The following is a 23,591-nucleotide window of genomic DNA, read 5'->3' as shown; positions in this document are numbered from 1 at the left end:
ATGCTGGAACTCAGCGATGAACTGACCGTGCTGACCCTGGCCCCGGCCGTGGGCGGCAGCATCGTCAACTGGAGCGTGCGCGCCACCGGCCAGCCGCTGTTGCGCCATAGCGACGAGCAGGCGATCAGTACCGGCCTGCCGGGCAAGCTGGGGTGTTACCCCCTGGCGCCCTGGTCCAACCGCATTGCCCAAGGCGGTTTCGACAACCCCGACGGCTGGTTGGCCCTCGCCCCCAACAGCCTGACCGACCCGTTGCCGATCCATGGCTCGGCATGGCAACAGGCCTGGCAGGTGCTGAGCCACACCGAGGATGAAGCGGTATTGGCGGTGGAGTGCGACACGCCCTTCGCCTATCGCGCCGAGCAGCGATTTCGCCTGCACGAAGGTGAACTGAGTATTGCCCTGCGCGTGACCCATCTCGGCGAAAAAGCCGCCTGGCATGGGTTGGGTTTGCATCCTTACCTGCCACGCCGAGCCACCACGCGGCTGCAGGCCAGGGCGTCGCAGGTGTGGATGAGTGACGCGTCCAAGTTGCCCACGAGGCTGGCGCCGGTGCCGCAGGCCTGGGACTTCAGCGCCTTGAAAGCCCTGCCGGAAGGCCTGGTGGACAATGGTTTCTGCCAATGGGACGGGCACTGCCGGATAGAACAACCGGAGCTCGGGTATGCGTTGGAATGCCAGGCGAGCGGCGCGGATTACTTCCTGCTGTACTGCCCGCCGGGGCTGGGGTTCTTTTGCATCGAGCCGGTGAGCCATCCGGTGAATGCTCATCACCTGCCCGGCCGGCCGGGCCTGAAACTGCTGGAACACAATCAGTCGGTACAACTCAACTTCAAGCTCAAATACATACAACATGTGGGAGGGGGCTTGCCCCGATGACGGTGTATCAGTAATACAGTGGTGGCTGGGACACCGCTATCGGGGGCAAGCCCCCTCCCACAGTTTTGATTTGTGTTGTGTCAGGGTGGAGCGTTTTTCAGGCGCCCGGCGGTGTCGATGCTCACCACCACCGACAACCCCGGCCGCAACCGCTCGCTCTCGGCCTGGTCGGGGTCCACCGTGATCCTCACCGGCACGCGCTGGGCGATCTTCACGAAGTTGCCAGTGGCATTGTCCGCTTGCAACAGGCTGAACTCCGAGCCGGTGGCCGGGGAAATATGCTGCACCGTGCCGTGGAATTTGCGGTGGTTCAGGGCATCCACGGTGAAGGTCACCGGCTGGCCGACCTGCACATTGTCCATCTGGGTTTCCTTCATATTGGCGATCACCCACAGTTGCTTCGGCACCAGCGCCATTAACTGCGCACCGGAGTTGACGTAGGCCCCCAGGCGCACGCCGATCTGCCCCAGTTGCCCGTCGCGTGGCGCGGTGATGCGCGTGTTGGACAGGTCGATGCGCGCCAGCTCCACCGCCGCCTCGGCACTCGCCACGGCCGCTTCCAGGGAGCCGCGATTGACGATCACGGTCTGCAGGTCCTGACGTGCGATTTCCAGGCTGGCCTGGGCCTGGGCCACCGCCGCGATGGTTTGCGCGTTGGCGGCGCGGGTCACGTCCAACTCACGCTTGGACACCGAGCCGTCACTGATCAACTCTTCATTGCGGCGCAGATCGGCGGTGCTCTTGCGCGCCTGCGCCTGGCTGTCCGCCAATGCCGCCTGGCGCAACTGGATGGTGGCTTCGGCGCTGTTGCGCTGCTGCACCACATTCGCCAACGAGGCCTTCTGCACCGCCAGTTGCGCCAGCGCCTGGTCGAGGCGCTGCTTGTAGATTCGGTCGTCGAGGCGCACCAGCAGGTCGCCGGCCTTCACGTACTGGAAGTCCTGCACCGGCACTTCGAACACATAGCCGCTGAGCTGCGGGCCGATAATCGTCACCTGCCCACGCACCAAGGCGTTCTCGGTGGTTTCCACGGCACTGCTGAACGGTGGCAACTGCCAGGCATACAACACGATCAGCACCCCGACGATGGCAATCGCGGCAAAGCCCAGGGACGAGACGATGCGCACCCGCAAGGAGCGCGGCTCGGTCACCGTGGCGCCGGGCGGTGTACTGCCTTCCGGGGTGGAGGCGATGGCGTTGGTGGTCGTGGTAGTGGAAGTCGGTTCGGTCATGAAGAAGCGCCGCTGGGTTGAACGGGAGTGGCTGCTGCCTGGGTGGTGCTCATCAGCCACAGACTGCGGATAAAGATCCAGATCATGGTCAGTATCGCGATGATCGCGATCAGCATGAAGACATCGTTGTAGGCCATCACATTCGCCTCGCGGGTTGCCGCCGTGGCCAGGCTGCGAATGCCCATCAGGTTGCGCAGCTCGGGGTCGGCGACAATGCCGCCGTAGGCCGAGCCGCCGCTCTGCACCCGCGCGGCCACACGTGGGTCCAGCAAGGTCAAATGTTCGACGATCATGCTGGAGTGATATTTCTCGCGCACAATCTGGAACGTGCCCAGCAACGCCGCGCCAATCAGCCCGCCGAGGTTCTGGCAGATCCCGAACATCACCGAAAAACTCACCAGGTTACGCGGGTTGGTCAGCACGTTCTTGGTGCCCAGCACCATGGTCGGCCCCAGGAAGAACGTACCGCCGAAGCCTAGCAGGAACTGGCTGATATACAGGTTCTGCGGCCGCGTGAGGTTGCTGGAAAAGCTGTCCATCACCGACCCCGTCGCCATCAGCGCCAGGGAAATCACCAGCGGCATCAGCAAATGCGCAGGGTTGATGGTGAGCGCACTGACCGCCAGGCCCGCGATCGCTCCGGCCAGCATCACCACGTACAGCGTGTGCATCTGTTGGTAGCTCATGTTCAGCATCTGCATGAACCCCACGGCGCCGGTGGACTGCTCGGACAGCACCATGCGAATCAGGATCACCGCCAGTGCCAGGCGAATCATCACGCCACTGCCCAGCCAACGGGTCATCAGCATCGGGTTGGCGCGGTTATGCTCGATAGCCAGCCCGGCCATGATCAGCACCAGCGAGCAGGCCGAGGCCACGCCGATCCACGGCGCTTCCAGCCACCAGTCGATTCGGCCCAGGGACAGCACGGCGCAGAGCAAGGCAACCCCGGTGGCAAGGATGGCGAAGGTGAGGAAGTCGAGTTTTTCGAAGGTCTTGAAGCGGTCACCGGGCGGCAACTTGAGCAGGAACACGCAGCCCAGGCAAATCAGCGCCATGCCCAGTTCGAACAGGTACAGCCCGCGCCATTCGGCGATTTGCAGCAGGTCCTCGGAGAACAGCCGCGCCAGTGGCAAGGCCAATTGCGCCGTGCCCAACCCCAGCACCAAGGCCTTCAAGCGCCACTTGGCCGGGAAAGCCTGGATCATGTAATACAAACCCAATGAACTCAGCGCCGCACCTACCATGCCGTGGGCCGCTCGCACGGCGATGGCGGAGTTGAGATCGTTGACGAACAAATGCCCGAACGTCACCAGTGCATACAGCACCAGGAACACCTCGGTGAACGCGCGCAGGCCGAACTGCTGGCGGAACTTCACCAGCAGCAGGTTCATGCACACGTTGGTCATCACATAGGCGGCGGGCAGCCAGGCCATTTCGGCGGTGGTCGCGCCGAGGGCACCCTGCAGGTATTGCAGGTTGGCAATGACCAGCGCGTTACCCAACCCCCCGGTAATCGCTACGAGCACGCCCACCATCGCGAACAGCCACCGCTTGTGGGTGGGGTGCAATGGCGTCGACGGCGAGCCAGGCAGGCTTGGCCGCTCATGGGGCTCCCAGGTGTGAGGGGTGTATTTGTTCATTCGATGACCTAGATGACCCGACGCAGGATGTCGGTAAAACCATTACTCAGGGAGTAGTAAACCTGAGCGGAGTTCATCTTGCCATGTCGAGGGGGTGATTGATCCTCCAAACGAGCGCGGTCGTGGACGGGCAGCGGGTGCCCGGCACATTCGGCGTAGGACGGGCCCCGTCACAGGCCCGGCACTTAGGATGTAAGACAGGCCTTGACCAACATGCCAACGGCCACCAGTACGCACAGGCTGGCAAACCCCACCTGCAAGGTGCGCGCGGGAATCACCGAGCACAGGCGCCGCCCGGCCAGCATGCCGACGATGCTCGCGCCGATAAACACCCAGCCCACTGATTCGATGCGTACACCGGCATGGAACGCGCCAGCCACACCGACCAAGGAGAGCAGGCTGATCACCATCAAGGAGGTGGCGACGATGCCGCGCATCTGCACATCGGTGAGTTGCTTGAACGCCGGCACGATCAGGAAGCCACCGCCCACACCGAGCAGGCCGGATACCGCACCGGTCACCGCGCCGAGGGCGGCCAGGGTCGCGCTGCATTTGGCGGTCCAGGCGAAGCGCCCGGTCTGCTGATCGAGCATGCAGTTCTTCTGTCCCCAGGACGCCGTGCCATGGTCACTCGGCCCCGCCTCACGTTTTTCACGCTGCAACATGCGCCAGGCCACCAACACCATCAAGCCACTGAACAGCCCCATCAGCAACGCTTCCGGCAGTTGGTGGGCGAGAAACACCCCCACCGGCGAGAACAGCGCACCGAGCAAGGCGATCAACAACGCGGCGCGGTAACGCACCAGGCCATGGCGCAAACCATCGACCGCTCCCACCGCCGCCGCCGCGCCAACCGCAAGCAACGACACCGGCGCGGCCTGGGTCATGCTCAAGCCCAAACCAAGCACCAGCGCCGGCACCCCAAGGATGCCGCCGCCCGCGCCGGTCAGGCCCATGACCAGGCCCATCAATAACCCCAACACACTGGCCAGCAGCATTCAGTCCACCTTGCTCAGGCGGGTCAGCCACTCGCGGCCCTTGAGCATGCCATTCCAATAGAACCACGGCAGCAACGTGGCCTTGAGGAACCACATCGAGCGACGCGCCTGGGTCGGGTCGAGGGGAAAGGTCGGCAGCAGCTTGCCGCCGTAGCCAAACTCGGCCAGCACCACCTTGCCCTTCTCCACCGTCAGCGGGCAGGAACCGTAGCCGTCGTATTTGAGCGGCAGCGGCGCCTGTTTGCGCAGGGCCAGCAGGTTTTCAGCGACCACTACGATCTGTTTGCGCACTGCAGCGGCGGTCTTGGCGTTGGTGGTGCCGCACACGTCACCCAGGCCGAAGATGTGCGGGTAACGCAGGTGTTGCAGGCTGTGGGGGTTCACTTCGCACCAGCCCGCTGCATCGGCCAGCGGGCTTTGGCGGATGAAGTCCGGAGAAACCTGCGGTGGGACCACGTGCAGTAGGTCGAAGGATTTTTCTTCAACGCGGGCATTGCCTTCGGCGTCCTTCACTTCGAACCAGGCCTTACGCGCTGGGCCGTCGACTTTCACCAGGTTGGCGTTGAACGCAAGGCGGGCGTTGTACTTCTCCACGTATTTCATCAACGGCGGCACGAAGGTCGCCACGCCGAACAGCGCGGCACCGGCCAGGTTGAATTCGACATCGATGTTTTTCAGCGCGCCCTGCCTGAGCCAGTGATCGCAGGACAAATACATGGCCTTTTGCGGCGCGCCTGCGCATTTGATCGGCATGGCTGGCTGGGTGAAGATCGCCTTGCCGCCCTTGAGTTGCTGCACCAGTTGCCAGGTGTAAGCGGCGTGCTGGTAGCTGTAGTTGGACGTGACGCCATGCTTGCCGAGGGTGTCTTGCAGGCCTTCGATCTTCTCCCAGGCCAGGCGCAGGCCCGGGCAGACGATCAGGTTTTGCCAGCTGACACGCTGGCCGCTGTCGAGGATCAGGGTCTGCTCGTCGGGCAGTACTTCGGTGACGGCGGCTTGCACCCAGGTAACGCCGTTGGGCAATACATCGGCCAGCGGGCGGCGGGTCTTTTTCAGGTCATAGGCGCCGCCACCCACCAGGGTCCAGGCGGGCTGGTAGCTATGATGGTCGCTCGGTTCGATCAGGATGATATTCAGGTGCGGGTCGCGCTTGAGCAGGCTGGCCAGCAGGCCAATGCCCGCCGAGCCGCCGCCGATGACTACGATGTCGCCACTGATGGTTGGGCCCCAGTGTTGGTCGGTCATGGTCTATCGCCTTTGTCATACATGCACACAAGGGTCGCTGCCGGATGGCGTCACGCCCAGCTTTTTATGACCGCGCCGCAGTACAAGCCGGACAGGGTCTTCATTACTTGAATCACTTCGTGGCTGGCCAACCCGTAGAAGATGTATTTACCTTCCCGACGGGTGGCGACCAACCCTTCGTCACGCAGGATGCCCAACTGTTGAGACAGCGTGGGCTGACGCACGCCGGTCAGGGCTTCCAGTTCGCCGACATTGCGCTCGCCCTGGGTCAACTGGCACAGGATCAACAAACGATCCTCATTGGCCAGGGCCTTGAGCAAGGAGCAGGCCTTGGACGCCGATGCGCGCAACTGGGCGACTTCGCCCTCACTCAGAGTAGATTCCATTTGCCTCGGGTCCTTTTTGTCACTTAAGCTCAAAACATTATGTGAAAACGTAAACTGATTGTAACTACTTTTTTCTTCATCCGGGACAACCGCCATGCCAGCGCTGATCCAAGCCTTTCTGGACGAGGCATCGTCGACCTACACCTACGTGGTTTATGAAACCGATGGCGGCCCCTGTGCCATCGTCGATTCGGTGCTCAACTACGACCCGGCCTCGGGGCGCACCGACACCGCCCAGGCCGACAAGGTCATCCGCTTTGTGCGCGAGCATGGGCTGCAGGTGCAATGGCTGCTGGAAACCCACGCCCACGCTGATCACTTGTCTGCCGCGCCATACCTGCGCCGCACGCTGGGTGGCAAGATCGCCATCGGGCAGTCGATCAGCAAAGTGCAGGGCGTGTTCAAGAACCTGTTCAACCTGGAGCCGGAATTTCGCGTGGATGGCTCGCAGTTCGATCACCTGTTTGCGCCGGATGAGGTGTTTCACATCGGCACGCTCAAGGCCCAGGCCCTGCATGTGCCAGGGCATACCCCGGCGGACATGGCCTATCTGATCGACGACCGACTGATCCTGGTGGGTGACACGCTGTTCATGCCGGATGTCGGCACGGCGCGCTGTGATTTCCCTGGCGGCGATGCGCGGCAGTTGTATGCGTCGATGCGCAAGTTGCTGGGCTTTCCCCTGGAAACCGAGTTGTACGTCTGCCACGACTACCCGCCCGAAGGCCGTGAGGCAAAGTGCCGGACCACGGTGGCAGAGCAGCGTGCGGGGAATATCCATGTGCATGATGGCGTGGATGAAGCCACGTTTGTCGAGATGCGCACCACGCGCGACGCAGGGCTGGGGATGCCGACGCTGTTGCTGCCGGCGATCCAGGTGAATGTGCGGGCGGGGAATATGCCGCCGGCGGAGGACAATGGTGTGGTGTACCTGAAGATTCCGGTCAACCACCTCTAACCCAGGTTGATGCCGTTGGCCGGTAGCGGCAACGCAGTTTTGTAGCGCACCTGCTTGAGGGCGAAGCTGGAGCGGATGTTGGCGACGCCCGGCACCTTGGTCAAAAAGTCCATCATGAAACGCTCCAGCGACTGGATTGTCGGCACCAGCACCCGGATCAGATAGTCCGGGTCACCGGCCATCAGGTAACACTCCATCACTTCTGGCCGGTCCGAGATCGCGCCTTCGAACTGCTGCAATGCCAACTCATTCTGCTTTTCCAGGCTCACGTGGATGAACACGTTGACGTGCAGGCCCAACAGGTCGGCGTCGAGCAGCGTGACCTGGTCTCGAATCAGGCCCAGTTCTTCCATCGCCTTCACCCGGTTGAAACACGGCGTGGGCGACAGGTTGACCGAGCGGGCCAGGTCGGCGTTGGTGATGCGGGCATTCTCCTGCAGGGCGTTGAGAATGCCGATATCGGTACGGTCCAGTTTGCGCATGAGACAAAATCACCTGTTTATTATGTTTATGCAGTTTTTTTATCCGCAAATGGTCTTGAGCGCAACGAAACAGAGATAAATATTCTTCTACGCCACGCCTATGATTGTTGTAGGACAAGATTTCTCCTACCCGGAGCCTGACTGTCAGCTAGCGCGCCCACTACAAGAAATTCACAAGATAGAGCGTAGAAAGCCATGACCCAGCAGTACGAACCACTGCGCCTGCACGTCCCTGAACCCTCGGGACGCCCAGGCTGCAAGACCGACTTTACCTACCTGCGCCTGACCGACGCCGGCCTGGTGCGCAAACCCGCCATCGACGTAGAACCCGCCGACACTGCCGACCTGGCCAAGGGCCTGATCCGCGTGCTCGACGACCAGGGCCAGGCCCTCGGTCCCTGGGCTGAAGGCGTCCCCGTCGAGATCTTGCGCAAAGGCATGCGCGCCATGCTCAAGACGCGGATCTTCGACAACCGCATGGTGGTCGCCCAGCGTCAGAAAAAAATGTCGTTCTACATGCAGAGCCTTGGCGAAGAAGCCATCGGCAGCGCCCAGGCCCTGGCCCTGAACATCGACGACATGTGCTTTCCCACCTACCGCCAGCAAAGCATCCTGATGGCTCGCGACGTGCCCTTGGTGGACCTGATCTGCCAACTGCTGTCCAACGAGCGCGACCCGCTCAAGGGCCGTCAGCTGCCGATCATGTATTCAGTGAAAGACGCTGGCTTCTTCACGATTTCCGGCAACCTCGCCACCCAGTTCGTACAAGGCGTGGGCTGGGGCATGGCCTCGGCGATCAAGGGCGACACCAAAATCGCTTCCGCCTGGATCGGCGACGGCGCCACCGCCGAATCCGACTTCCACACCGCCCTCACCTTTGCCCACGTGTACCGCGCGCCGGTGATCCTTAACGTGGTCAACAACCAGTGGGCCATTTCCACCTTCCAAGCCATCGCCGGCGGCGAAGCCACCACCTTTGCCGGACGCGGCGTGGGTTGTGGCATCGCCTCCCTGCGGGTGGACGGCAACGACTTCATCGCGGTGTACGCCGCTTCCGCCTGGGCTGCCGAGCGTGCGCGCCGCAACCTGGGGCCAACGCTGATCGAGTGGGTCACGTATCGAGCCGGCCCGCACTCCACTTCTGATGATCCGTCGAAATATCGCCCAGCCGACGACTGGAGCCACTTCCCCTTGGGCGACCCGATTGCCCGCCTCAAGCAGCACCTGATCAAGATTGGCCAGTGGTCCGAAGAGGAACACGCGGCGGTCAGTGCAGAACTTGAAGCCGAAGTGGTCAAGGCACAGAAAGAAGCCGAACAGTACGGCACCCTTGCCGGCGGTCAGATTCCAAGCGCCGCGACCATGTTCGAAGACGTTTACAAAGAGATGCCGGAGCACTTGAAGCGCCAGCGTCAAGCGTTGGGGATCTGACATGAACGATCACAACAACAGCATTGAAGTGGAAACCGCCATGACCACCACCACCATGACCATGATCCAGGCCCTGCGCTCGGCCATGGATGTGATGCTCGAACGAGACGACAACGTGGTGGTGTTTGGCCAGGACGTCGGCTACTTCGGCGGCGTATTCCGTTGCACCGAAGGCCTGCAGACCAAGTACGGCAGCTCGCGGGTATTTGACGCGCCAATCTCCGAAAGCGGCATTATCGGCGTGGCCGTGGGCATGGGCGCCTATGGCCTGCGCCCGGTCGCCGAGATCCAGTTCGCCGACTACGTTTACCCTGCCACCGACCAGATTATCTCCGAAGCCGCCCGCCTGCGTTATCGCTCGGCCGGTCAGTTCACTGCGCCGCTGACCATGCGCATGCCCTGCGGCGGCGGCATCTACGGCGGCCAGACCCACAGCCAGAGTATCGAAGCGGTCTTCACCCAGGTCTGCGGCCTGCGCACGGTGATGCCGTCCAACCCCTATGACGCCAAGGGCCTGCTGATCGCCTCCATCGAAAACGATGACCCGGTGATCTTCCTTGAGCCAAAACGCCTGTACAACGGCCCGTTCGACGGCCATCACGACCGCCCGGTAACCCCGTGGTCGAAACACCCGCAAGCCCAGGTGCCCGACGGTTACTACACCGTGCCGCTGGACGTGGCCGCCATCGTGCGTCCGGGTTCGGCCGTCACCGTGCTGACCTACGGCACCACCGTGTACGTGTCGCAAGTCGCCGCCGAAGAAACCGGCATCGACGCCGAAGTCATCGACCTGCGCAGCCTGTGGCCGCTGGACCTGGAAACCATCGTCAACTCCGTTAAGAAGACCGGCCGTTGCGTGGTGGTGCATGAAGCCACCCGCACCTGCGGCTTTGGTGCCGAGTTGGTGTCACTGGTGCAAGAACACTGCTTCCACCACCTGGAAGCGCCGATCGAACGCGTCACCGGTTGGGACACCCCCTACCCGCACGCGCAGGAGTGGGCGTATTTCCCAGGGCCGTCCCGAGTGGGCGCGGCGTTGAAACGGGTCATGGAGGTCTGAATGGGCACGCACGTTATCAAGATGCCGGACATTGGCGAAGGCATTGCGGAAGTTGAACTGTCGGTGTGGCATGTGAAGGTCGGCGACATGGTCGTCGAAGACCAGGTGCTGGCGGATGTAATGACCGACAAGGCGATGGTGGACATTCCCTCGCCCGTGCACGGCAAAGTGATCTCCCTCGGCGGCGAGCCGGGTGAAGTCATGGCCGTGGGCAGTATTCTGATCAGTATCGAAGTGGAAGGTGCGGGCAATGCCAAGGACGCGCCGGTCATAAAGGAAGCACCAAAGGACGCGCCAAAGGCTGCACCGGTGGTTGAAGCCAAGCCTGAAACCAAGCCTGCGCCGGTCGCCGTTGAAAGCAAAACTGTGCCGGCTGTTGCCGCCCAGGCCCCGGTGGGCCGGGCTGCCGACGAACGCCCGCTGGCCTCCCCCGCCGTGCGCAAACGCGCATTGGACGCCGGGATCCAGCTGCGCCTGGTCCAGGGCTCTGGCCCGGCGGGCCGGATTCTGCACGAAGACCTGGACGCTTACTTGCGCCAGGGCCCGACGCCGTCCAAAGCCGCAGCCAACCCCTACGCCGAGCGCAACGACGAAGAACAGATCCCGGTGATCGGCATGCGCCGCAAGATCGCCCAGCGCATGCAGGACGCCACCCGTCGTGCCGCGCATTTCAGCTATGTGGAAGAGATCGACGTCACCGCCCTCGACGAGTTGCGTGTGCACCTCAACGAGAAACACGGCGCCACGCGCGGCAAGCTCACCCTGTTGCCGTTTATCGTGCGCGCCATGGTCGTGGCGTTGCGGGACTTCCCGCAGATCAACGCGCGTTACGACGATGAAGCCCAGGTCATCACCCGGCTTGGCGCGGTGCACGTAGGGGTCGCCACCCAAAGCGACGTAGGCCTGATGGTGCCGGTGGTGCGTCACGCCGAAGCCCGCAGCCTGTGGGGCAACGCCGAGGAAATCGCCCGTTTGGCCACTGCTGCGCGCAGTGGCAAGGCCAGTCGCGATGAACTGTCGGGCTCCACCATTACCTTGACCAGCCTCGGCGCTTTGGGCGGCATCGTCAGCACGCCGGTGCTCAACCTGCCGGAAGTCGCCATCGTGGGCGTCAACCGCATCGTCGAACGGCCCATGGTGATCAAGGGCCAGATCGTGGTGCGCAAGATGATGAACCTCTCCAGCTCGTTCGATCACCGCGTGGTCGATGGCATGGACGCGGCGCAATTCATCCAGGCCATTCGCGGCCTGCTCGAACAACCCGCCAGCCTGTTCCTGGAGTAAGGCATGACGCAGACATTGAATACCACGCTGCTGATCATCGGCGGCGGCCCGGGCGGTTATGTGGCGGCGATCCGTGCCGGCCAACTGGGCATCCCGACCATCCTGGTGGAAGGCCAGGCGCTGGGCGGTACGTGCTTGAATATCGGCTGCATTCCGTCCAAGGCCTTGATCCATGTGGCCGAACAGTTCCAGCAAACCATCCACCACAGCCAGGGTTCGCAACTGGGCATCGAAGTGGATGTGCCAACCCTGGACATCCGCAAAAGCGTGGAATGGAAAGACGGCATCGTCGACCGCCTGACCACCGGCGTCGCCGCCCTGCTGAAAAAGCACAAGGTGCAGGTAATCCACGGCTGGGCCAAGGTGGTGGACGGCAAGACCGTCGACGTCGGCGACCAGCGTATCCAGTGCGAACACCTGCTGCTGGCCACCGGCTCGAAAAGCGTCAACCTGCCGATGCTGCCGATTGGCGGGCCGATCATCTCGTCCACCGAGGCGCTGGCGCCAACGCGAGTGCCCAAGCGTTTGATCGTGGTGGGTGGCGGCTATATCGGGCTGGAGCTGGGGATTGCCTACCGCAAGCTCGGCGCCGAGGTCAGTGTGGTCGAGGCCCAGGACCGCATCCTGCCGGCCTATGATGCCGAGCTGACGCAGCCGGTCAACGAATCCCTCAAGCAACTGGGGGTGAAGCTGTACCTCAAGCACAGTGTCACCGGTTTTACCGATGGTAGCCTGCAAGTAAGCGACCCGAATGGCGACACCCTGTCGCTGGCAACGGATCAGGTGCTGGTTGCTGTGGGTCGCAAACCCAACACCCAAGGCTGGAACCTTGAAGCACTGGACTTGGAGATGAACGGCGCGGCGATCAAGATCGACAGCCGCTGCCAGACCAGCATGCGCAACGTGTATGCCATCGGCGACCTGAGCGGCGAGCCGATGCTGGCGCACCGCGCCATGGCCCAGGGCGAGATGGTGGCCGAACTGATCAGCGGTAAACCTCGCGAATTCAACCCGGCCGCGATCCCGGCGGTGTGCTTTACCGACCCGGAACTGGTGGTGGTCGGCAAGACCCCCGATGAAGCCAAGGCCGCTGGTTTGGACTGCATCGTGTCGAGCTTCCCGTTTGCGGCCAATGGCCGGGCGATGACCCTGGAGTCGAAAACCGGCTTCGTCCGGGTGGTGGCGCGACGCGACAACCACCTGATCGTCGGCTGGCAAGCCGTGGGGGTGGGCGTCTCGGAACTGTCCACCGCCTTTGGCCTGAGCCTGGAGATGGGCGCGCGCCTGGAAGACGTGGCGGGCACCATCCATGCGCATCCGACGCTCGGCGAAGCCGTGCAGGAAGCCGCGTTAAGGGCCCTGGGCCACGCGCTGCACCTGTAAAAACGAGGTGAGGCCATCGCGGGCAAGCCCGGCTCCCACAATGGAATGCATTGCAAATGTGGGAGCTGGCTTGCCTGCGATAGCGGTGGATCAGCCATTACAGAGGCTGAATGGTCCGCCCACCCGCTCCCACACCGGCCAAGAATGCAGTATTGTTGCGCCCATCCAGAAAAAAACCGACTTGACCAACGATAGAGGGTGTCATGGGTAACGAAAGCATCAATTGGGACAAGCTGGGTTTTGACTACATCAAGACCGACAAGCGGTTTCTCCAGGTCTGGAAAAACGGCGAATGGCAAGAAGGCACCCTGACCGACGACAACGTGCTGCACATCAGCGAGGGCTCCACCGCCCTGCACTATGGTCAGCAGTGCTTCGAAGGCCTCAAGGCGTATCGCTGCAAGGACGGTTCGATCAACCTGTTCCGCCCGGACCAGAACGCCGCCCGCATGCAGCGCAGCTGCGCACGCCTGCTGATGCCGCATGTGTCGACCGAAGACTTCATCGAAGCCTGCAAACAAGTGGTCAAGGCCAACGAGCGCTTCATCCCGCCGTACGGCAGTGGCGGCGCCCTGTACCTGCGCCCGTTCGTGATCGGCACCGGTGACAACATCGGCGTGCGTACCGCACCGGAATTCATCTTCTCCGTGTTCGCCATCCCGGTTGGCGCCTACTTCAAGGGCGGCCTGGTGCCACACAACTTCCAGATCTCCACCTTCGACCGCGCCGCGCCACAGGGCACCGGTGCCGCCAAGGTCGGTGGCAACTACGCCGCCAGCCTGATGCCAGGTGCCGAAGCGAAGAAATCCGGCTTTGCCGACGCAATCTACCTGGATCCGATGACCCACTCGAAGATCGAAGAAGTCGGCTCGGCCAACTTCTTCGGGATCACCCACGACAATAAGTTCATCACGCCGAAGTCGCCTTCGGTGCTGCCAGGCATCACCCGCCTGTCGCTGATCGAACTGGCCAAGACCCGCCTGGGCCTGGACGTGATCGAGGGCGAAGTGTTCATCGACAAGCTCGACCAGTTCAAGGAAGCCGGCGCCTGCGGTACGGCTGCGGTGATCTCGCCGATCGGCGGCATCCAGTACAACGGCAAGCTGCACGTGTTCCACAGCGAAACCGAAGTCGGCCCGATCACCCAGAAGCTCTACAAAGAGCTGACCGGCGTGCAGACCGGCGACGTCGAAGCCCCCGCCGGCTGGATCGTCAAGGTCTAACCCACAACAACGCGAAACCCAAATGTGGGAGCGGGCTTGCTCGCGAAAGCGGTCTATCAGCACTGAAATCGGTGACTGACACTCCGCTTTCGCGAGCAAGCCCGCTCCCACATTTATTCTCAGGTGTTCTCAGGACCGTGTCGGGATGTTTTCGGCAATCTTCTTGCCCATACTGATCCTCGGTTCCACCCCATACCCCAACGCCTCGTAAAACCCCGCCACCGCGTCATTGCCACTGGTGATCTGCAGGTTGATCTTCATGCAGCCCAGCGCCGTCAATGCCTGTTCCGCATACCGCACCAGCGACGACCCCAGGCCATGCCGCCGATAGTCAGCGTGCACCGCCACCGAATACAGCCAGCCGCGATGCCCGTCATAGCCGGCCAGAATCGTCCCGATCACGGTTTTTTTGTCCATCGCGACGAAAAACAGCCCGTCGTTGACCGCCAGCTTTTTATCAATCGCCAGCGCCGGCAGGTTATGCGCCGTGTCATAGCCAAATGCTTCCTGCCATAACGCCACCACCTGCGCCCGGTGCGGGCGGTCGCGATACGGCCCGATAGGGTGGCGGGACAGCAGCGCTTTTTCCATCACCAGCGTACGCTCGTTGCCGTGGTAGACGTCGCGCACGGTATGGAACCCCAGCTTGGCGTAGAACGGCTCGGCTGTCAGCGAAGACGGCACGCTCAGCACCGTCACCCCGGCTTCGCGGGCGCGTAGCTCAATCTCGATCATCAACAGCCGACCAATGCCCTGCCCTTGCAGCGCCGGGTTGACGAACACCGAGCGCACCACATTGCCATCGAGGGCCGCAGTGGCAACGATCACCCGTTCCTGAACCGCCACCAGCACCACGCGACGCTTGAGCAGTTCCAGCACCGCCTCAGGCGTGAAGTTAGCGGCAACCCGCGCAATCACATCCGCCGGATAGTCCCGCGCATTGCTGCTGTGCAGGGCCGCCAGAATGACCTGGCTGATCCCCTCGGCATCGGCGGTTTGGGCAGTACGAACAGCGGTAGACATGCATTCTCCTTCCTGGCTCGGGTTTCACGACCGCCCCCATACTAATGTAGGAGCCGGCTTGCCAGCGATAGCGGTCTGTCAGACCCAGCGCTTTCGCCGCCAAGCCGGCTCCTACCGTTTGAGCGCACTTCAACCTCCACAGCCGATTCGGCTGCCCTACCCCACTTTTCAGCTTTCCCGGCTGAACCTCCCCAAGTTTTCAGCCGGGATTCATCCCGCACAAGCCACACACTATTCCCACAGCTCAACCCATGGACCCGTGCACCCATGCAAACCACCAACACCGTCTTGATGATTCGCCCGGCGCGCTTTGCCTTCAACCCGGACACCGCGATCAACAACCGTTTCCAACGCCCGCCCCTCGACCCGCTCAGCGCACAGCAGAAAGCGCTGGAAGAGTTCGACGGCTATGTCGCCACCCTGCGCCAGCATGGCGTGGAAGTGCTGGTGGTGCAGGACACCCCGGCGCCCCATACACCCGACTCGATCTTCCCCAATAACTGGTGGAGCAGCCACGCCGACGGCAGCCTGGTGCTGTACCCGATGGAAGGCCAGAACCGACGACTGGAACGCAACAAAGGCGTGCTGCAAGTGTTGGAACAGCGATTTACGGTCAAGGACACCATCGACCTCAGCCACCTCGAACAACAGAACATCTTCCTCGAAGGCACCGGCAGCATGGTGCTCGACCGCCAGCACCGCATCAGCTACGCCTGCCACTCCGGGCGCACCCACCACGACGCCCTGCGCCAGTTCGCCGAACGCCTCGACTACCAGCTCTGCGTGTTCCACGCCGTCGACCGCCACCACGCGCCGATCTACCACAGCAACGTGATGATGAGCGTTGGCCGCGACCTCTCGGTGGTGTGCCTGCAAGCCCTGCCCCATGCCGACGAGCGCCAGGCCCTGGAACGCTCCCTGCGCGATACCGGCAAGGACATCCTCGCCCTCGATTTCGATCAGCTGGAGGCGTTCGCCGGCAACATGCTCGAAGTCCACGACCGCGACGGCCAGCCGCTGCTGGTGATGTCCGCCAGCGCCTGGGGCGCCTTGCAGCCTGCCCAGCGCCAACACGTGGAACGCCATACGCGGCCAGTGGTGGTGAACATCGACAACATCGAACGCATTGGCGGCGGCAGTGCCCGCTGCATGCTGGCGGAAGTGCATCTGCCTGCCCGCACCACCTTCCAATAACTCAAGGAGTCTTGCCATGACCCGCTACATCGACGTGAACGACCTCTGCTACCTGGTCTCACAAAAAGGCCTGCCCACCTGCATCTCCGAAATGGCCGAGTACATCCGCGCCGACTACCTGCGCTGGCAGGACTTCGAAAAATGCGCGCGCCTGGCCAACCACTCGCCGGACGGCGTGATCGAGCTGATGCCGGTCTCCGACGCATCGCTGTATGCGTTCAAATACGTCAACGGCCACCCGAAAAACACCCTGGCCGGCATGCTCACCGTGATGGCCTTCGGCGCACTGGGCGATGTCGACACCGGCCTGCCGGTGCTGCTGGCGGAAATGACCCTGACCACCGCGATTCGTACCGCCGCCACTTCCGCGCTGGTCGCCCGCTACCTGGCCCGCGACAACAGCCGCAGCATGGCGCTGATCGGCAACGGCTCGCAAAGCGAATTCCAGGCCCTGGCCTTCCACGCCATGCTCGGCATCACTGAAATCCGCCTGTTCGATATCGACGCCAAGGCCACCGCCAAACTGGCGGCCAACCTCAAGGCTTTCCCGGCGATCAAGGTGATCCTGGCCGGCAGCGTGGCCGAAGCGGTCAAAGGCGCCGACATCGTCACCACCGTGACCGCCGACAAGGCCTACGCCACCATCCTCACCGACGACATGATCGAGCCGGGCATGCACCTCAATGCCGTCGGCGGTGACTGCCCCGGCAAGACCGAGCTGGACCGACGTATCGTCGAGCGCGCTCGCGTGATCGTCGAGTACGAACCGCAAAGCCGCATTGAAGGCGAAATCCAGCATATGCCGCAGGATTCGCCCGTCACCGAACTGTGGCAAGTCATCAACGGCCAGAAGCCCGGTCGCGAGAATGCGCGCCAGGTCACCCTGTTCGACTCGGTGGGCTTTGCCATCGAAGACTACTCTGCCCTGCGCTATGTGCTGGACGTGGCCAAGGCGCTGGACGTGGGCAGCACCCTTGAGCTAGTGCCGGACCTGGCCGACCCGAAAGACCTGTTCGCACGCCTGGCCCAACAGCCCCGCGCACAGCAGAAAAAGCGCGCCTGAAAACGCTCTGGCCTGCCGCTTTGCGCCGTTGGCAGGCCAGGATTTGCAGGCGTAAAAGCCGATTCAGCGGGCGCTGCAGCCGATTCCGCTGCATTGGCGGTTTTAACAGCGCAATTTGCGCTTTAGGCACCGGGTAAACGACACAAAAAACGCACCATCATGAAGCATTCTCTGCTCCCAGCTATTCACTGCCCTGACATCAATTACAAAATATAGGGACCTGCACATGACTCCATTGCGATCACTCTTCGCCGCGCTGCTGTTGCCACTCTGCGCAACCGCCGCCCACGCCCAGGACTGGAAAGAAATCCGCTTCGGCGTTTTCCCCGAATACCCCCCCTTCGAATCCGTGGCCGCCGACGGCAGCCTGCAAGGTTTCGATATCGAGTTGGGCAACGCGATCTGCGCCAAGCTCGAAGTGAAATGCACCTGGGTCCACAACGAATTCGACGGCATGATCCCGGCCCTGCGCGCACGCAAGTTCGACGCGATCATGTCGTCCATGGCCGTTACCCCGGCGCGTGAAAGAATCATCGACTTCAGCGACAAGCTGTTCCTCAGCCCGACCTCGGTAATCACCCGCAAGGGCGCCGACTTCGGCGACACCCCGGAGTCCCTCAAGGGCAAGCAAGTCGGTGTGCTGCAAGGCTCGTTGCAAGAGGCGTATGCCCGTGCGCACCTGGCCAAGCTCGGCGCGCAGATCAAGGCGTATCAGTCCCAGGACCAGAACTACGCCGACCTGCAAAACGGCCGCCTCGACGCGACCCTGACCGACAAGCTCGAAGCCCAGCTCAACTTCCTGTCCAAACCCGAAGGCGCCGACTTCAAGACCGGCCCGGCCTTCAAGGACCCGACACTGCCCCTGGACATCGCCATGGGCCTGCGCAAGAACGATCAAGCTTTGCGTGAGCTGATCAACAAGGGCATTGCAGCTGTGCAGGCGGATGGGACTTATGCCGAGATCCAGAAGAAATACTTCGGCGATCAGGACATCTACAACGAATAGCAGCCTCGTCCTTATGTGGGAGCTGGCTTGCCTGCGATCGCGGTGGGTCAGCTTGCACATCTGTGACTGACGTTCTGCTATCGCAGGCAAGCCAGCTCCCACCGCCAACCTGTGCGCTCCTTCGAGATCTTCCCAATGAACGAATTCCTCAACCTGCAAGGCTACGGCCCGATGCTGGCCCAAGGCGCCTGGATGACCCTCAAACTGTCATTCCTGGCCCTGGCCCTGAGCCTCGCCCTGGGCCTGATCGCCGCCGGCGCCAAGCTCTCCAGCGCCAAATGGCTGCGCGTACCGGCCACGCTCTACACCACGCTGATCCGCAGCGTGCCGGACCTGGTGCTGATCCTGCTGATCTTCTACAGCCTGCAACTGTGGCTCAACGACCTGAGCGAAGTGTTCGGCTGGGATTACTTTGAAATCGACCCGTTTACCGCGGGCGTCATCACCCTGGGTTTTATCTACGGCGCGTATTTCACCGAGAACTTCCGGGGCGCGATCCTCAGCGTGCCAGTCGGCCAGCTGGAAGCCGCGACCGCCTACGGCCTGAGCCGCTGGCAGCGCTTTCACCTGGTGCTGTTCCCGCAACTGATGCGTTTTGCCCTGCCGGGCCTGGGCAATAACTGGCTGGTGCTGCTCAAGTCTACGGCGCTGGTGTCGATCATCGGCCTGTCGGACCTGGTCAAGGCCGCGCAGAACGCCGGCAAGACCACCAACGAGCCGCTGTACTTCCTGATCCTCACGGGCCTGGTGTACCTGGTGATCACCACCCTCTCCAACCGCATCTTCAAGCGCCTCGAGCGGCGCTACAACCTCGGCATCAAGGGGATGGCGCGATGATCGAACTGTTCCAGCAATACGGCCTGGCCTACCTGTTCAGCGATGGCGCGGGGTTGTCCGGCGTCGCCATGACCCTGTGGCTGTTCATCGTCTCGGTGGTGTTTGGCTTCATCCTGTCGATTCCACTGGCACTGGCGCGCGTCTGCGAGCACTTCTGGCTGCGCTGGCCGGTGGAGGTCTACACCTACCTGTTCCGCGGCACGCCGCTGTATATCCAGTTGCTGATTTGCTACACCGGGCTGTACAGCCTGGAAGTGGTGCAGGACAACGCCCTGCTCAACCAGTTTTTCCGCAATGCGCTGAACTGCACCCTGCTGGCTTTCGTACTCAACACCTGCGCCTACACCGTGGAAATCTTTGCCGGGGCGATCCGCAATATTCCCCACGGCGAAATCGAAGCGGCACGCGCATACGGCCTGCACGGCTGGCGGCTGAACCTGTTTGTGGTGGTACCGGCGGCCTTGCGTCGCGCGTTGCCGGCCTACAGCAACGAAATGATCCTGATGCTGCACGCCACGTCCCTGGCCTTTACCGCCACCGTCGCCGACATCCTCAAGGTGGCCCGCGATGCCAATGCCGAGACGTTCCTGACGTTCCAGGCATTCGGCATCGCCGCCCTGCTCTACATGCTGCTGTCCTTTGCACTGGTGGGCCTGTTCCGACTGGCCGAACGTCGCTGGATGCGCTTTCTCGTTCCTACCCGAGGCTAACCCATGAATCAGTCCGCGCAGGCCCTGGCCGCTTATCCCGTTGATGAACCCGTTGCCAAACCCGCCACCGCCGCCATCAAGCTGCAAGTCGAAGGCATCCACAAACGCTACGGCGAACACGAAGTGCTCAAGGGCGTGTCCCTGAACGCCCGTAATGGCGACGTGATCAGCCTGATCGGCGCCAGCGGCTCCGGCAAAAGCACGATGCTGCGCTGCATCAACTTCCTTGAACAGCCGGACGCCGGTGTCATCACCCTGGACGGCATCAGCATCGAAATGCGCCAGGGCCGTGCCGGCGCCCGCGCACCGCACCAAGACCAACTGCAGAACCTGCGCACGCGCCTGGCCATGGTGTTCCAGCACTTCAACCTGTGGAGCCACATGACCGTGCTGGAAAACATCACCATGGCCCCGCGCCGGGTGTTGGGCGTGAGCGCCGCCGAAGCGGAGAAACGTGCGCGCCTGTACCTGGACAAGGTCGGCCTGCCAGGCCGCGTGGCCGATCAGTACCCGGCGTTCCTGTCCGGTGGCCAACAGCAGCGCGTGGCGATTGCCCGGGCGCTGGCGATGGAGCCGGAGATCATCCTGTTCGATGAGCCGACGTCCGCGCTGGACCCCGAACTTGTAGGAGAAGTCCTCAAAGTCATACAGACGTTGGCCGAGGAAGGTCGTACCATGCTGATGGTCACCCACGAGATGGGCTTTGCCCGCCAGGTGTCCAGCCAAGTGCTGTTCTTGCACCAGGGCCGTGTCGAGGAACAAGGCGACGCCAGGATCCTCGACCACCCCAGCAGCGAGCGCTTGCAGCAATTTCTTTCCAACCGTTTGAAGTGAAACCCATGGATACCAAGGCCAACGGACCCCATTCCTCCCCTGCGCTGGACCGCATCGATGAAGCCATCATCGAAGTACTGCGTCACCAGGGGCGTATCACCTACGAAAAGCTTTCGTCGCTGGTGCACCTTACCCCCAGGCCCTGCCTGGAGCGCGTGCGCAAGCTGGAGCGACGCGGGGTGATACGCGGGTATGGGGCGATCATCGATGTGCAGATGGTCTCGCCAGGGCTGTCGTTGCTGGTGCTGGTGGCCTTGTCCAACCAAAGCGGGCGGTCGGCGCAAAAGGCTTTTGAAGCCTGTGTGAAGGCCTGCCCGCAAGTGTTCGAATGCCAGTTGATCAGCGGGCCATTTGACTACAGCCTGCGCATGCGCTGCCGCGACATGGAGCACTACCGGGTGCTGACCGAGACCTGGTTGAACAATGACGAGTTGCACATCGATAAGTTGGTGGCGCATCCGGAATTGGCGGTGGTGAAGAACACCGCCACCGAACTGGCCTGAGCCCCCATTTCACCAAACACTGCATAACCCCTGTGGGAGCGGGCTTGCTCGCGAATGTGGAGTGTCAGTCACTTAATTTGTCACTGATACACCGCATTCGCGAGCAAGCCCGCTCCCACATTTTTTAACCGTGCCCACTTAGTATTTTCTTGCCAGGCTTGACCCCAATCATCTTCGCCTGCCCATCCTTCTGCTTGCCCGTCCGCGCCTCACTGATCAACCCCGGTATCAACTTGCCCTCCGGCAGGTTCTTCCAGAACCGGCTGGGTAAGTGCCCTTCCATCACCTTGGGGTTCAACCGCGCCGGGTTGAAGATGTGGCTGTAGTAGGTCAGCCACATCGCACTGTGGGGGTCCTCGACATTCTGCGCCAACTGCCGCCACGCCTCGGGGCATTCCCGCTGATGGATCAACTGCTCACCGTCGTAGTAAACCCCATCCAACGGCGTGGCGATCATCCAGCGATGCCGGCCCATGCGCCCGATAAAGTGCTGGCTGGCTGATTTCAGGATGTCATGGGCCGGCTCATGCCACGCCACGTACTCGGGCAGTTCCGGCCCCGCCTGCGCCGGCAACGCAATAAACCGCACAAACGCATGCAGGTGGTGCGCCTCGCGGCTGACCTGCTTGATCCGCCGCTGCAACTCACTGCCCAGCTTATCCCCTGCCAGCATGGCGGTGCGGTCGCCGTGGCTGACCCGCCACAGCACTTCGTACAGCAGGCTCCAGCGCTGGTCGCCGTGGTAACAGGCGGCCGACTCCAACAGTTCCAGCAGGGCCTTGGGCACCCGCGTCTGGAAAGGCCCAGGCGCTTCGGGAATCGACTGGTCGGTGGCAAACAGGTCGGCCACCTCCGCCTCGCCCCAGCTTACCTGGCTGGGGTCTACCTGATGGCTGAGCAACCAGCGCGCCTGGTCGCGCCAGGTGCTGAACAGGTTGTCGCATTCCAGGCTGATCATCCCCACAACCCCATCTGCTGCGGTTGCGGGCGGTCGCGCAATTGTTCGCGCAGCAGCACGCTGGTGCTGTCGGCCTGTTGCGGGTGGTAGTCAATGGTGATGAAAAACGGCTTGGCCTTGGCCAGTACGCAGCGCATGCGCGCCAGGTCTTCGAAGCGGATCTTGCGCTCGCGGCGCAGGTCCACCAGGCGCTGGGTGGTGCGCAACCCAATGCCCGGGATGCGCGCGATCAAGGTCGGCTCGGCGCGGTTCAGGTCCAGGGGGAACACCTCACGGTTTTCCAGGGCCCAGGCCAACTTGGGGTCGATATCCAGCGCCAGGTGGCCGGGACCTTTGAACAGTTCATTGGCGTTGAACCCATAGCTGCGCAACAGGAAATCGGCCTGGTACAAGCGATGTTCACGCATTAACGGAGGCGCGGCCAGGGGCACGCTTTTCGGGCTATTGGGGATGGGGCTGAACGCCGAGTAATACACGCGGCGCAGCTTGAAGTTGCCGTACAACGCCTCGGCACCGTGGAGGATGGTGCTGTCATCGGTGTCATCCGCGCCGACGATCAGTTGCGTGCTCTGCCCGGCCGGGGCAAAACGCGGCGCGCGCGGCTCGTTACGGACCGTCTGCTCGCCGGTGTAGATGGTCTGCATGGCCTGCTTGATCGACACGATCTTTTTTTCCGGCGCCAGGGTCTGCAGGCTGGCCTCGGTCGGCAATTCGATGTTCACGCTCAGTCGATCGGCATACTTTCCGGCTTCGGCGATCAGCGCCGGGTCGGCATCGGGAATGGTCTTGAGGTGGATATAGCCACGGAAGTCGTGCTCTTCGCGCAGCAGCTTGGCCACGCGCACCAATTGCTCCATGGTGTAGTCGGACGAACGGATAATGCCGGAGCTGAGAAACAGCCCGCTGACGCAATTGCGCCGGTAGAAATCCAGGGTCAGGGTGACCACCTCCTCCGGGCTGAAACGCGCGCGCGGCACATCGCTGGAGCGGCGGTTAACGCAGTACTGGCAGTCGTAGAGGCAGAAGTTGGTGAGCAACACCTTGAGCAATGACACGCAGCGCCCGTCGGGGGTGTAGCTGTGGCAGATGCCCATGCCATCGGTGGAACCCAGCCCCGCCTTGCCTTCGGAGCTGCGCTTGGGTGCGCCACTGCTGGCGCAGGACGCATCGTACTTGGCGGCGTCGGCGAGAATGCTGAGTTTTTCGATCAACTGCATGGAAGGTTACCGATACTGGTTTTTTGTACAGTATCAGCCAAC

Annotated in this window: 23 protein-coding genes; 14 read left to right on the top strand and 9 right to left on the bottom strand. The window is 62.4% G+C overall.

Translation table 11 applies throughout. The annotated features are described in order from the left end of the window. A complete protein-coding gene (locus CWC48_RS21375; protein ID WP_078049300.1) occupies positions 1–879 on the top strand; it encodes an aldose 1-epimerase in 879 nt (292 codons plus the stop codon). Between the two features lie 80 nt (positions 880–959). On the opposite strand, the gene CWC48_RS21370 is transcribed toward CWC48_RS21375, so the two are convergent. The 5 genes from CWC48_RS21370 to CWC48_RS21350 form a co-directional block, all read right to left on the bottom strand. Further along, positions 960–2,111, bottom strand: a complete 1,152-nt coding sequence (locus CWC48_RS21370) for an HlyD family secretion protein (protein WP_078049301.1) — start codon at positions 2,109–2,111, stop codon at positions 960–962. After that, positions 2,108–3,754 carry an MFS transporter gene (locus CWC48_RS21365; protein ID WP_078049302.1) on the bottom strand — a complete coding sequence of 549 codons (1,647 nt, stop codon included), beginning with the start codon at positions 3,752–3,754 and terminating at the stop codon, positions 2,108–2,110. Before CWC48_RS21365 ends, CWC48_RS21370 begins: the two co-directional genes overlap by 4 nt. 185 nt (positions 3,755–3,939) lie before the next feature. Continuing rightward, entirely contained in the window at positions 3,940–4,752 is an 813-nt protein-coding gene (locus CWC48_RS21360) for a sulfite exporter TauE/SafE family protein (RefSeq protein ID WP_100490254.1), read from the bottom strand. Beyond that, positions 4,753–5,997, bottom strand: coding sequence for an FAD/NAD(P)-binding oxidoreductase (locus tag CWC48_RS21355; RefSeq protein WP_078049304.1), 1,245 nt, complete (start codon positions 5,995–5,997; stop codon positions 4,753–4,755). 50 nt (positions 5,998–6,047) lie between these two features. After that, the gene (locus CWC48_RS21350) at positions 6,048–6,383 is read right to left on the bottom strand and encodes a helix-turn-helix transcriptional regulator (RefSeq protein WP_005789341.1); all 336 of its coding nucleotides are present in this window, start codon (positions 6,381–6,383) and stop codon (positions 6,048–6,050) included. 94 nt (positions 6,384–6,477) lie between these two features. Between CWC48_RS21350 and CWC48_RS21345 the strand changes: the two genes are divergently transcribed. Then, complete coding sequence (locus CWC48_RS21345) at positions 6,478–7,341, top strand: MBL fold metallo-hydrolase (RefSeq protein WP_078049305.1); 864 nt, start codon at positions 6,478–6,480, stop codon at positions 7,339–7,341. Here CWC48_RS21345 and bkdR read toward each other — a convergent pair. After that, positions 7,338–7,823, bottom strand: a complete 486-nt coding sequence (gene bkdR, locus CWC48_RS21340; RefSeq protein ID WP_010209335.1) for a Bkd operon transcriptional regulator BkdR — start codon at positions 7,821–7,823, stop codon at positions 7,338–7,340. The two genes, CWC48_RS21345 and bkdR, sit on opposite strands and share 4 nt — an antisense overlap. A 195-nt stretch (positions 7,824–8,018) precedes the next feature. On the opposite strand from bkdR, the gene CWC48_RS21335 reads away from it, so the two are divergent. From CWC48_RS21335 to CWC48_RS21315, 5 genes are all read left to right on the top strand, one after another. Next, complete coding sequence (locus CWC48_RS21335; protein ID WP_078049306.1) at positions 8,019–9,254, top strand: 3-methyl-2-oxobutanoate dehydrogenase (2-methylpropanoyl-transferring) subunit alpha; 1,236 nt, start codon at positions 8,019–8,021, stop codon at positions 9,252–9,254. A gap of 1 nt (position 9,255) precedes the next feature. Further along, positions 9,256–10,314, top strand: coding sequence for an alpha-ketoacid dehydrogenase subunit beta (locus CWC48_RS21330; RefSeq protein ID WP_034107322.1), 1,059 nt, complete (start codon positions 9,256–9,258; stop codon positions 10,312–10,314). Next, entirely contained in the window at positions 10,315–11,598 is a 1,284-nt protein-coding gene (locus CWC48_RS21325; protein ID WP_100490253.1) for a dihydrolipoamide acetyltransferase family protein, read from the top strand. It abuts the gene before it with no gap. Between the two features lie 3 nt (positions 11,599–11,601). Continuing rightward, positions 11,602–12,981, top strand: coding sequence for a dihydrolipoyl dehydrogenase (lpdA, locus tag CWC48_RS21320; RefSeq protein WP_100490252.1), 1,380 nt, complete (start codon positions 11,602–11,604; stop codon positions 12,979–12,981). A 203-nt stretch (positions 12,982–13,184) separates the two neighbouring features. Next, positions 13,185–14,204 carry a branched-chain amino acid aminotransferase gene (locus tag CWC48_RS21315; RefSeq protein ID WP_100490251.1) on the top strand — a complete coding sequence of 340 codons (1,020 nt, stop codon included), beginning with the start codon at positions 13,185–13,187 and terminating at the stop codon, positions 14,202–14,204. Positions 14,205–14,333: 129 nt separating this feature from the next. Here the strand turns inward: CWC48_RS21315 and CWC48_RS21310 are convergent, their stop codons facing one another. Continuing rightward, positions 14,334–15,227: a GNAT family acetyltransferase gene (locus CWC48_RS21310; RefSeq protein WP_078049310.1), complete on the bottom strand. Its 894-nt coding sequence runs from the start codon at positions 15,225–15,227 to the stop codon at positions 14,334–14,336. A 267-nt stretch (positions 15,228–15,494) separates the two neighbouring features. On the opposite strand from CWC48_RS21310, the gene ctlX reads away from it, so the two are divergent. From ctlX to CWC48_RS21275, 7 genes are all read left to right on the top strand, one after another. Further along, the gene (gene ctlX / locus CWC48_RS21305; protein ID WP_078049311.1) at positions 15,495–16,421 is read left to right on the top strand and encodes a citrulline utilization hydrolase CtlX; all 927 of its coding nucleotides are present in this window, start codon (positions 15,495–15,497) and stop codon (positions 16,419–16,421) included. 16 nt (positions 16,422–16,437) lie between these two features. Continuing rightward, the gene (locus CWC48_RS21300; RefSeq protein WP_100490250.1) at positions 16,438–17,484 is read left to right on the top strand and encodes an ornithine cyclodeaminase; all 1,047 of its coding nucleotides are present in this window, start codon (positions 16,438–16,440) and stop codon (positions 17,482–17,484) included. A gap of 226 nt (positions 17,485–17,710) precedes the next feature. Beyond that, on the top strand, positions 17,711–18,490 hold the full coding sequence (locus tag CWC48_RS21295) for an ABC transporter substrate-binding protein (RefSeq protein ID WP_099492968.1): 780 nt from the start codon (positions 17,711–17,713) through the stop codon (positions 18,488–18,490). Positions 18,491–18,625: 135 nt separating this feature from the next. Next, positions 18,626–19,327 carry an ABC transporter permease gene (locus CWC48_RS21290; RefSeq protein ID WP_100490249.1) on the top strand — a complete coding sequence of 234 codons (702 nt, stop codon included), beginning with the start codon at positions 18,626–18,628 and terminating at the stop codon, positions 19,325–19,327. Next, positions 19,324–20,037, top strand: a complete 714-nt coding sequence (locus CWC48_RS21285) for an ABC transporter permease (protein WP_078049314.1) — start codon at positions 19,324–19,326, stop codon at positions 20,035–20,037. Before CWC48_RS21290 ends, CWC48_RS21285 begins: the two co-directional genes overlap by 4 nt. 3 nt (positions 20,038–20,040) lie before the next feature. Next, entirely contained in the window at positions 20,041–20,871 is an 831-nt protein-coding gene (locus CWC48_RS21280; RefSeq protein ID WP_218248034.1) for an ABC transporter ATP-binding protein, read from the top strand. A gap of 5 nt (positions 20,872–20,876) precedes the next feature. Then, positions 20,877–21,374 (top strand): Lrp/AsnC family transcriptional regulator, encoded by a 498-nt coding sequence (locus tag CWC48_RS21275; RefSeq protein WP_016974875.1) that lies wholly within the window; start codon positions 20,877–20,879, stop codon positions 21,372–21,374. 124 nt (positions 21,375–21,498) lie between these two features. Here CWC48_RS21275 and CWC48_RS21270 read toward each other — a convergent pair whose 3' ends face one another. Then, entirely contained in the window at positions 21,499–22,332 is an 834-nt protein-coding gene (locus CWC48_RS21270) for a TIGR03915 family putative DNA repair protein (RefSeq protein WP_078049315.1), read from the bottom strand. Beyond that, positions 22,329–23,549, bottom strand: a complete 1,221-nt coding sequence (locus CWC48_RS21265; RefSeq protein ID WP_100490248.1) for a putative DNA modification/repair radical SAM protein — start codon at positions 23,547–23,549, stop codon at positions 22,329–22,331. The genes CWC48_RS21270 and CWC48_RS21265 overlap by 4 nt, the downstream gene beginning before the upstream one ends. Positions 23,550–23,591: the final 42 nt, after the last annotated feature.

The sequence above is a fragment of the Pseudomonas sp. S10E 269 genome (assembly GCF_002798465.1).
GTDB classification, from domain to species: domain Bacteria; phylum Pseudomonadota; class Gammaproteobacteria; order Pseudomonadales; family Pseudomonadaceae; genus Aquipseudomonas; species Aquipseudomonas pergaminensis.
The sequence above is the reverse complement of the archived record's forward strand: the minus strand, read 5'-3'. Positions and strand labels throughout refer to the sequence as shown.

Excerpts from the sequence above, each read along its gene's own strand:
- CWC48_RS21375 (WP_078049300.1), top strand. The coding sequence starts at position 1 with ATGCTGGAACTCAGCGATGAACTGACCGTGCTGACCCTGGCCCCGGCC.
- CWC48_RS21370 (WP_078049301.1), bottom strand. The coding sequence starts at position 2,111 with ATGACCGAACCGACTTCCACTACCACGACCACCAACGCCATCGCCTCC.
- CWC48_RS21365 (WP_078049302.1), bottom strand. The coding sequence starts at position 3,754 with ATGAACAAATACACCCCTCACACCTGGGAGCCCCATGAGCGGCCAAGC.
- CWC48_RS21360 (WP_100490254.1), bottom strand. The coding sequence starts at position 4,752 with ATGCTGCTGGCCAGTGTGTTGGGGTTATTGATGGGCCTGGTCATGGGC.
- CWC48_RS21355 (WP_078049304.1), bottom strand. The coding sequence starts at position 5,997 with ATGACCGACCAACACTGGGGCCCAACCATCAGTGGCGACATCGTAGTC.
- CWC48_RS21350 (WP_005789341.1), bottom strand. The coding sequence starts at position 6,383 with ATGGAATCTACTCTGAGTGAGGGCGAAGTCGCCCAGTTGCGCGCATCG.
- CWC48_RS21345 (WP_078049305.1), top strand. The coding sequence starts at position 6,478 with ATGCCAGCGCTGATCCAAGCCTTTCTGGACGAGGCATCGTCGACCTAC.
- bkdR (WP_010209335.1), bottom strand. The coding sequence starts at position 7,823 with ATGCGCAAACTGGACCGTACCGATATCGGCATTCTCAACGCCCTGCAG.
- CWC48_RS21335 (WP_078049306.1), top strand. The coding sequence starts at position 8,019 with ATGACCCAGCAGTACGAACCACTGCGCCTGCACGTCCCTGAACCCTCG.
- CWC48_RS21330 (WP_034107322.1), top strand. The coding sequence starts at position 9,256 with ATGAACGATCACAACAACAGCATTGAAGTGGAAACCGCCATGACCACC.
- CWC48_RS21325 (WP_100490253.1), top strand. The coding sequence starts at position 10,315 with ATGGGCACGCACGTTATCAAGATGCCGGACATTGGCGAAGGCATTGCG.
- lpdA (WP_100490252.1), top strand. The coding sequence starts at position 11,602 with ATGACGCAGACATTGAATACCACGCTGCTGATCATCGGCGGCGGCCCG.
- CWC48_RS21315 (WP_100490251.1), top strand. The coding sequence starts at position 13,185 with ATGGGTAACGAAAGCATCAATTGGGACAAGCTGGGTTTTGACTACATC.
- CWC48_RS21310 (WP_078049310.1), bottom strand. The coding sequence starts at position 15,227 with ATGTCTACCGCTGTTCGTACTGCCCAAACCGCCGATGCCGAGGGGATC.
- ctlX (WP_078049311.1), top strand. The coding sequence starts at position 15,495 with ATGCAAACCACCAACACCGTCTTGATGATTCGCCCGGCGCGCTTTGCC.
- CWC48_RS21300 (WP_100490250.1), top strand. The coding sequence starts at position 16,438 with ATGACCCGCTACATCGACGTGAACGACCTCTGCTACCTGGTCTCACAA.
- CWC48_RS21295 (WP_099492968.1), top strand. The coding sequence starts at position 17,711 with ATGACTCCATTGCGATCACTCTTCGCCGCGCTGCTGTTGCCACTCTGC.
- CWC48_RS21290 (WP_100490249.1), top strand. The coding sequence starts at position 18,626 with ATGAACGAATTCCTCAACCTGCAAGGCTACGGCCCGATGCTGGCCCAA.
- CWC48_RS21285 (WP_078049314.1), top strand. The coding sequence starts at position 19,324 with ATGATCGAACTGTTCCAGCAATACGGCCTGGCCTACCTGTTCAGCGAT.
- CWC48_RS21280 (WP_218248034.1), top strand. The coding sequence starts at position 20,041 with ATGAATCAGTCCGCGCAGGCCCTGGCCGCTTATCCCGTTGATGAACCC.
- CWC48_RS21275 (WP_016974875.1), top strand. The coding sequence starts at position 20,877 with ATGGATACCAAGGCCAACGGACCCCATTCCTCCCCTGCGCTGGACCGC.
- CWC48_RS21270 (WP_078049315.1), bottom strand. The coding sequence starts at position 22,332 with ATGATCAGCCTGGAATGCGACAACCTGTTCAGCACCTGGCGCGACCAG.
- CWC48_RS21265 (WP_100490248.1), bottom strand. The coding sequence starts at position 23,549 with ATGCAGTTGATCGAAAAACTCAGCATTCTCGCCGACGCCGCCAAGTAC.